This is a genomic window from Devosia sp., assembly GCF_040509215.1.
Classification (GTDB): Bacteria; Pseudomonadota; Alphaproteobacteria; order Rhizobiales; family Devosiaceae; genus Devosia.
The window spans coordinates 1-7,894 of the sequence record NZ_JBEVLL010000329.1; the positions used below are offsets into that span (position 1 = coordinate 1).

Here is a 7,894-nt window from a genome sequence, read left to right on the forward strand (position 1 = left end):
GAAAGAAAAAGCCGCAAGCACGGGGCAATGTGCTTGCGGCAGGAGCCAGTGGACGCTGGGGCGTCGCTTGGGCAAGAGACGCGTGCCACTGGATATATCAATCGGGCGCCGGGGCAGGCGTCCGTCAGCCCGCCCAATCCGGTCGAGGTCGGGGATAGGGAACCGGATTGTCCTGCGGCGCGACATGCATGGGTGTGCCGGAGGGCGGGATAGGCGGGAGGGCAGCGGCGACAATTGCCTTGCCCCCAATACATTGCAGGCTATCGCACTCGATGGCCTGGATCTGGTCGGCAACGAACTGACTGCCGCGGGCCATCGCCTCGTTGGCGACCGACCCGGCAGATGCGCGCACGTCGACTTCGGGTCGGATGACCACGAAGGCTACAGTGAGCCAGAATGCCGAACGCAGGAGAAACATCATTGCCGTAGCTTTCGAACGGGCCTCTCCCGCTCTTCGCATTAAAGACTATGTGCCGCTTCTTAAGGCCAACTGGGCCCAGTTCTTAAAATTTGAAACAAATGGTTGTCGCAGTTTCGGAATTGGGCAACGCCTTGTTTACGCTAACCGGCGAAAGCCCCCCTTGAGGACCAGCACTTAAACCTGTCTTAGGGGCTGCCGCGCGAGTGTGACCACACAAGATCTGATGGACAATCAGACGGGCGGGCTCGCATGCGAGCCGGGCCCAACGGCTTTGGGAGCCGGCAAGAGTGGCGTCTCGAGTATGAGTAAAGTGATGCGTAGCCTTGGTATTTTCGGCATCGGCGGAAGGGATGACGGCACGCCTGCGGCGTCTGCCCAGCGCCCCGACGTGCTGCGCCGCAAAACCATCGCCAACAATGCCCGCCTGATGATCGCCGTTTCCGTCGTTTTCATGCCCTTCGCCATGTGGGCGCTGGCGAGCCAGGCTGCGCTCGGTTTTGCCATTGCCTGCGTTGGTCTTGGCGGCGGGATGCTGAGCCTGTCGCTGTATCACCGCACCCGCTATGACGATGCGGCGCTTGCCCAGGTCGTCGCGGTCATGGGTTCCGGCCTCGTGCTGACCCTCCTCGACATGCGCCTTGCCGATATGGGCCTGATCGTCATCGTGATGGGCCCGGTTCTGGCGGCCCTGCTGATGGGGCCGGCTGTCCGGCTCTGGAGCTGGCTGGCTGTCGTTCTGGCGCTGGTGCTTGGGGCCGTCGGCGCGCTTCTGGGCCTGCCCTCCGACGTAGGCCTCGCCAATGAAGCCATGCTGTCCGGTACGGCAGCATTCTTCCTTGCCGCGCTCCTCGTTGCGCACACGACGCATCACATCAACGCCGGCTATGTCGTCCACGATAAGGCCCAGCTCAATGCCTATCGGCATCTGGTCGAGCATGTGCAGGATACGGTTCTGTGCTTTTCGACCGAGGGCGAACTGCTGTCGGCTTCGCGCTCGGCCGAAACGCTGTTTGGCTGCCCGCGCTATCAGTTGACCATTGGGTCGATGGGCGAACGCCTTCATGTCATGGACCGGCCCGCTTATCTCACCGCCTTTGCCGACGCCAATCAGGGTGGCAAGAGCCGTTCGATCGAAGTGCGCATGCGCCGCGATGACCCGCATGCTGCCGGCGGCATGCCGCATTTCATCTGGGTGGAAGCCCATTTCTCCCCGATCAGGGATCAGATGGTTGGCACCCGTTATGAAGTGACGGCGCTGTTGCGCGACGTCACCGAGCGCAAGGACGCTGAAGCGGCCATGACCGAAGCTCGCCATTCGGCGGAAGAGGCTTCGCAGGCCAAGTCGCGCTTCCTCGCCACTATCGGCCACGAACTGCGCACCCCGCTTAATGCCGTGGTCGGCTTTTCCGAAATGATGACGAGCGGTATTGGCGGCGAGCTGTCGCCGACCCATCGTGAATATGCAGGCCTTATCCACCAGAGTGGCAAGCACCTGCTCGACGTTGTCGGCATGCTGCTCGACATGTCGCGCATCGAGGCCGGCAAGTTTGAAATCAGCACGGCGCGCTTCCAGCCCGACGATATCGTTCCGGCCTGCTTTGCCATGGTCGACGCCATGGCCAAGGCGCGCTCGATCACACTCGAAGCCCAGATCGAATCGGGTCTGCCGATGGTTCTGGCCGATGAGCGCGCCTGCCGTCAGATTCTCATCAATCTTCTCTCCAATGCCATCAAGTTCAGCCATGTCGGTGACACGGTGACCCTCGTGGTCAAGCGTCAGGGCCAGTCGCTGAGCTTTGCCGTGCGCGACCAGGGTATCGGCATGGCGCCGATGGCACTCGAACGCATCGGCGAGCCATTCTTCCAGGCGCAGGACGGGCTGAACCGGCAATATGAGGGCACCGGCCTCGGTCTCTCTATCGTCAAGGGTCTGGCCGAGCTGCATGGTGGTGCGCTCCGGGCGATGTCGGAAATCGGAGCGGGGACAACCATGACCGTTCTTCTCCCGATAAACGGTCCGGCAACGAAGTTGGAAGAGACTGTCGAAGTTCTACCCTTGCACCGGGAGCCTGCGGCGGCGCCTATCAATTCATGGCAAAACGAAAAAAGAAAAGCGCAATGACAGCATCAACCCTGTCCCAGCTGCCGCTTATGGCCGGTAGCGTCCTCATGGCCCAGATTGGTCGTGGGGCACATTGGGCGTTCACTCGTTATATGCAGGCGCCGCTGGCCTCGACGGGCATTTTTGCCCTCGTGACCATGAGCGCGCTGGCCGGCAGCAATGCGCTGTATTTCCAGACCGGGGTGCATCCCTCCCCGTTCTTTGCTGCTGACCGCAGCGTACCCTATTCCGTGGCGCCCGAGGCCGCGCCCATTCCAGCGCCAGCCGCAATGCGTGAGCAGGCCGTGCAAGACGCACAGCAAACCGCCGTCGCTCCCCAGGTCGTTTCCCCTCAGACGACTGGTAGCGTTGCGGCCGTGCCGCAGACCATTCCGGATCAGCCCGTCGGCAATGCCGAAGTGTTTGCTGTCCAGAAGAAGCTCGCCGAGCTGCAACTGTTCGAAGGCAATGTCGATGGCTACTACGGCCCGATGACGGCTCGCGCCATCCGCGCCTTTGAAGAGCGCAACGGCTTTGCGCCCCAGGGCGCGCTGTCTGCAGATGTGGTCAATGCCATTCTTGGCGCCAATGGCGCTGGCATTGTTGCAACGCCCGCTCCGGCGCCGCAGCCTGTCCCGCAGCCGCAGGCCGTTATTGCCCCCGCACCGGCTCCCGTCGTGAGCCAACCGGTTGCGGTTGCTGCCGCTCCGGCACCAATTCAGCAAGCGGCTCCTCTAGAGCAGGATCGCGTCGTGGCACGCCTTCCCGCGCTCTCGCCGGTCGAGCAGGCCGTCGATACCGTCGGCGTTGCTGCGGCCAACACCATTGATTCCATCGTTGCCGCTGTCGACGGTACGCGTGGCACCGGTACACCGGTCGCCAATCCCCCGGTTCCAAGCGCCAATCTGTCGAGCCAGGCCATGCCCGCTCCGGTCCAGGCGGTCGCTCCCCAGCCGCTGGTGGCGGTGCAGCCGGTGGTCCAGACCGTTGCCAGCACGACCCCGTCCTCCCAGCCGCGGGCTGCGCGTCCCGCGACCGATGGCCAATTGGTTGCCGATATTCAACGCGGCCTTGCCAGCCTCGGCTTCTTCCGTGGCCAGATCGATGGCAATCCCGGGCCGGAAACGGCGCGCGCCATTCGCGAGTTCGAAAACTTCCATCGCTACAAAATCACCGGCCAGGTGCAGCCCGATCTTATCGAGCTGCTGCGCAAGGCTGGCGCGACCATCTAGTGGCTGGCGCAATCCGCAGCGATCTGTGGTGCATGGCCTTTGTGCGGCGCCACAATGATCTCGGCCATATGTGCGTGGTCGCCCGCAAGGGTGACCCCATAGCCGGGCAGGTTTTCATCGAAGTCGACCATCTCGATGGCACGCGCTCGCTTTATACGCCAGCTCCGGTGGTCAGTCGCGGCGATGGCGCTGGGCTGGTGTTTCAGACGCGGTTCTTGCATGTCGAGCCCGACACCGTGCGCCAGCGCATCGCCCGGGAGGTCGATTTTGATCCGGACCTGTGGGTGCTGAGCATCGACCTGCGCGGTGATGATCTGGGTATCGATGTGATCAAGGACCCAGGCAAGCAATAGGCCGGGCGCTTGTTCCATAAACGGAAATCCCCGCTTTCGCGGGGATGACGCGTTTTCTTTCACAGCGCTCGATCTTAGCCGGCGCGGCGGGCGCCGATGCGGGAGAGGGCGACCATGGCCTGCTCCACCACGGCATTGCCCGAACTGGTCGCCGGCTGCGGCGTGCGGCGGCTCGGCATGTTGACTGGACGGTACTGCGGCTTGGAAAGATCCAGCAGGTTCACCTCGCCGCGCCAGGCGCTCATCAGGTAGGCCATGGCATCGGCCGAGACCGTTGCAAACAGCGAGGCGAAATCGGCGAGGGCGCGCGAGCGTTCGCTGTCGTGGCTGGTGGCGTGGATCAGAACCTTCAGCCCGTCATAGGCCGAGACGCCGAAACCGCGCAGGACAACGAAGGTCGAGGCGCCGGTGACGTCGTGGGCGATCTGGCCGCAGCGGACTTCATCGAGGCCGGTGATTTGGGCGAGAAGCTTGGTGATTTCCGGACGGCGGTTTTCCGAGAAAAGCTTCATCAGCGCTTTGGTCAGTTCCGGCGTCGCGACCGAAAGCTGCTCGATGGTGCGCGAAATCGGCGCGGCCGGGGTTTCGCGATTGGCGAAGGCCTGGATGACTTTGATTCGCTGCGCGTCGGAGAGATCGAAGAATGCGGGAGCGAGGAGGGCGGCGTCGAAATCCTTGCGTTCGCCAAGGGCTTCGGCGACGAGGTGATCCATCTGCGCCGAGCGGGCGAGGGCGCTGAGATAGGCGCCGCGCGGGGTGATGTCCATGTTCTGGGACAGGGCGCGATAGACCTTGCGCGAGTTCATCTGGAAGAGTTTGGCGAGAACCACATTGGTCAGGTTCTTGCGGCCGGCAATGGTTGCGGCGGCGGAAACATCGTAGCGGCCGAGCACGTCGAGCAGGGTGCGGTCGGAGAGTTCTTCGGCGTTGGCGAGGAAGGAAACGAGATCTTCGCCAATGTTTTCAATGACAAGCTGCTCGAGGGTCTGGGACAGCAACTCGCTGCGGCCGAGGATCGCGGCGGCCTTGGCACGGGCCTGGGGGCTGGCCGACTGGAAGAGGCGCGAGGCCAAAGTCTCGAACTGTTCCATTTCGGGAAGGGTCGGACGACCGCGGCGCGCATAGGCGTCGCATGCTGCAATGAGCAGGGTGTTGGTGCGGTCCACGCCGCCAGTTTCAATGAGAAGCTGGAAAGTTTCGTAAGGTTGAAAACCGAGCATGTTGGGCAGGACCATCGACTAATTGCGCGCCCCCGGCGCGTTCTGTCGATCAATTTGCCTGTAATTCGTTAGCAGACTGTTAACCTTGACGATCTCTTAATAGGGCCTGCACGAGGTGCGTCATCGTGCCGGGAGAATCACACTGAACTGGCGGCCTCCACTAGGGACGGGGGAGCCACCCAAATGGAGGTCAGCTTGGGAAAGCTGCTGAAATTCGAAAAGCGGGACCGCCCCGCAAAATCAGGACAACCATTGTCCGGCGACGCACAGATATTCTTATTCACCGGGGTACGTTATGAACGCGGTCCGACGCCGCCACCCACTGACCGTCTCGACCCCTCACGGCGTCGTCGCAAACGCGGCTAACTACATGCCGCGCTTTTTTGGTTTTCTAGGGACGGCACTTTTGGCCGGGCTGCTGGTCGCTTGCGCGTCCCGGCCCGTTGGCGATTTCGGCAGGGCAAAGCCCAGCGTTCTGCACGACGACGTGCTGCCCGCTGTCGGCACCTTCATGGCCAAGCAGCGCGAGCCTGTGTCGAACTTCAACCAGACCGACCAGGAACGCGAAATGCATGATCGCACCTGGCGCTTCCTCGTTGCCGCGCATTCGCGGGACTGGATGTTCGACACGGAAGCGGAAATGCAGCGCACGCGCATCACGCGGGCCAAGGACTGGAAGTTCACGACCGACCGCTATTACAATTGGCTCAAGCGCGAGCATTACCAGTCGTCGCGGGTACGCTATGCGACGCTCGGCCGGCATATCCTTGCGGATCTCGATACCTTGCCCTCGACCTTTGCCAGCGTCTGCGCGGTGATCGAGGTCGATCGCAATCGCGAGATCGCGCTGGCCTCGCTGACCAATGTGGCGCCGACGGCTGCTAGCGATGTCGCGGCGCGGCGTTACGAAAACACCCATTACATCGAGTGGTTCGTGCGCGCGGTGAACTACCGCTACGAGAGCTACTCTTATGCGCTCGACAATCTCCTTGTCGAAACCCCGCATGAGCAATCGATCGCGGTCGACCGTTCGCTTCAGCAACTGCGTGCCTGGGCCGACCGGGCGAGCCGGTACGATTTCTGTTCGGGCAGCGGGTCGCGGCCGGGGCAGGGCGGTGTCACCATACCGTCACGCTTCCAAACGATGGTCCCCGACACGGAAGTGATCGAGATCAAGTAGTTGTCGGATCAAAGCGTTGAAGTCGGAAAGACCGGGCATGCCGGAGAGGTTTTTGGGGCCTTTCTCAAACTCGGTCTGACCAGTTTTGGCGGACCCATCGCGCATCTGGGCTATTTTCGCGATGAGTTCGTCACAAGGCGCGGCTGGTTCGACGACAAGGCCTATGGCGATCTCGTTGCGCTGTGCCAGTTCCTGCCAGGTCCAGCCTCGAGCCAGGTTGGCTTTGCCATTGGCCTGATGCGGGCTGGGCCGCTGGGTGCGGCGGCGGCCTGGATCGGGTTCACGCTCCCATCGGCGCTGTTGATGGTGGCGGTTGCGCTCGGCGCAGCGGCGCTCGATAGCGATCTGGCGCAGGGCATTCTTCATGGATTGAAACTGGTTGCTGTAGCCGTGGTGGCGCAGGCGGTGCTGGGCATGGCCAAGAGCCTGACGCCGGACCGGGCACGGGCGGCTATTGCCGTGCTGGCTGTTCTGGCCATGGTGGCCTTTGGCGGGGTGCTGGGGCAGGTCAGTGCCATTGTGCTCGGCGCCGCGCTCGGGCTGGCGCTGTGCCAGGAAAAGGGCAATGGCGCCGTGGCCGCGACCCAAGCGCCGGTGTCGCGCGGTTTTGGCATTTTCGCGCTGCTGTTGTTCGCTGGCCTGCTGGTGGTTTTGCCGCTCCTTGCCGGCGTAAATCCGGCCCTCGCGCTCTTCGATGCTTTCTACCGGGCCGGGGCGCTGGTGTTTGGCGGCGGTCATGTGGTGTTGCCTCTGCTGGAGGCGGGAACGGTCGGCCGGGATCTCTTGAGCGAGGACACTTTCCTTGCCGGCTATGGCGCGGCTCAGGCGATGCCGGGGCCGCTCTTCACCTTTGCTGCCTATTTGGGGGCCGCGAGCTCCGTGCCCCCCAATGGCATTTTGGGCGCGGCGATTGCGCTGGTGGCGATCTTCCTGCCCGGACTGCTTATCGTGCTGGCGGCGCTGCCGTTCTGGCATGCGCTGCGGGGTAATCTCTTCGCGCAGGCGGCGACGCGCGGCGCCAACGCCGCCGTCGTGGGCGTACTGGCGCTGGCGCTCTATGATCCGGTGTTCACATCAGCGGTTCTCTCGCCGCTCGATTTTGCGTTGGCGCTGGCTGGCTTTGTCGCGCTGGTAAGCTGGAAATTGCCGCCGCTGGTGGTGGTTGCTGCGCTGGCCGCGGTTGGTGGGGCGATCGGGGTTTTGTGAGCGCTCTTCACCTCTCCCCCGAAGGGAGAGGTGGCCCTGCCTTCAGCCCGGCGCCTGCACTGACTTCAAACGCTCTGCGGCCTTTGGCGCGAACTACCAGACCATGTTGTTGTCTCGGCTTTGCGCGGATTGGTCGTCGTCGAGCTGCGCGACGAGCGGCTGGGTGGGGTCGTCTTTGAAC

The 7,894-nt window shown here is 63.1% G+C and carries 7 protein-coding genes; 5 read left to right on the plus strand and 2 right to left on the minus strand.

Going from position 1 to position 7,894, the window contains the following annotated elements; all coding sequences use genetic code 11:
- Positions 1–124: 124 nt before the first annotated feature.
- Positions 125–421 carry a hypothetical protein gene (locus ABW043_RS18645; protein WP_295410857.1) on the minus strand — a complete coding sequence of 99 codons (297 nt, stop codon included), beginning with the start codon at positions 419–421 and terminating at the stop codon, positions 125–127.
- Between the two features lie 301 nt (positions 422–722).
- On the opposite strand from ABW043_RS18645, the gene ABW043_RS18650 reads away from it, so the two are divergent.
- The 3 genes from ABW043_RS18650 to ABW043_RS18660 are packed head-to-tail and all read left to right on the plus strand — an operon-like array spanning position 723 to position 4,107.
- Positions 723–2,543: a PAS domain-containing sensor histidine kinase gene (locus ABW043_RS18650; protein ID WP_353922703.1), complete on the plus strand. Its 1,821-nt coding sequence runs from the start codon at positions 723–725 to the stop codon at positions 2,541–2,543.
- Positions 2,540–3,754 carry a peptidoglycan-binding domain-containing protein gene (locus tag ABW043_RS18655; protein WP_353922704.1) on the plus strand — a complete coding sequence of 405 codons (1,215 nt, stop codon included), beginning with the start codon at positions 2,540–2,542 and terminating at the stop codon, positions 3,752–3,754. The genes ABW043_RS18650 and ABW043_RS18655 overlap by 4 nt, the downstream gene beginning before the upstream one ends.
- Positions 3,754–4,107, plus strand: coding sequence for a DUF1491 family protein (locus ABW043_RS18660; protein ID WP_353922705.1), 354 nt, complete (start codon positions 3,754–3,756; stop codon positions 4,105–4,107). Before ABW043_RS18655 ends, ABW043_RS18660 begins: the two co-directional genes overlap by 1 nt.
- 74 nt (positions 4,108–4,181) lie before the next feature.
- On the opposite strand, the gene ABW043_RS18665 is transcribed toward ABW043_RS18660, so the two are convergent.
- A complete protein-coding gene (locus ABW043_RS18665; protein ID WP_353922706.1) occupies positions 4,182–5,342 on the minus strand; it encodes a DUF2336 domain-containing protein in 1,161 nt (386 codons plus the stop codon).
- A gap of 280 nt (positions 5,343–5,622) precedes the next feature.
- Here ABW043_RS18665 and ABW043_RS18670 point away from each other — a divergent pair, with 280 nt between their 5' ends.
- A complete protein-coding gene (locus tag ABW043_RS18670) occupies positions 5,623–6,507 on the plus strand; it encodes a hypothetical protein (protein ID WP_353922707.1) in 885 nt (294 codons plus the stop codon).
- On the plus strand, positions 6,508–7,713 hold the full coding sequence (gene chrA / locus ABW043_RS18675) for a chromate efflux transporter (protein ID WP_353922708.1): 1,206 nt from the start codon (positions 6,508–6,510) through the stop codon (positions 7,711–7,713).
- Positions 7,714–7,894 lie beyond the last annotated feature (181 nt).

Bases quoted from the DNA above. Each gene is read 5' to 3' on its own strand.
- ABW043_RS18645 (WP_295410857.1), bottom strand. From the start codon at position 421: ATGATGTTTCTCCTGCGTTCGGCATTCTGGCTCACTGTAGCCTTCGTG.
- ABW043_RS18650 (WP_353922703.1), top strand. From the start codon at position 723: ATGAGTAAAGTGATGCGTAGCCTTGGTATTTTCGGCATCGGCGGAAGG.
- ABW043_RS18655 (WP_353922704.1), top strand. From the start codon at position 2,540: ATGACAGCATCAACCCTGTCCCAGCTGCCGCTTATGGCCGGTAGCGTC.
- ABW043_RS18665 (WP_353922706.1), bottom strand. From the start codon at position 5,342: ATGGTCCTGCCCAACATGCTCGGTTTTCAACCTTACGAAACTTTCCAG.
- ABW043_RS18670 (WP_353922707.1), top strand. From the start codon at position 5,623: ATGAACGCGGTCCGACGCCGCCACCCACTGACCGTCTCGACCCCTCAC.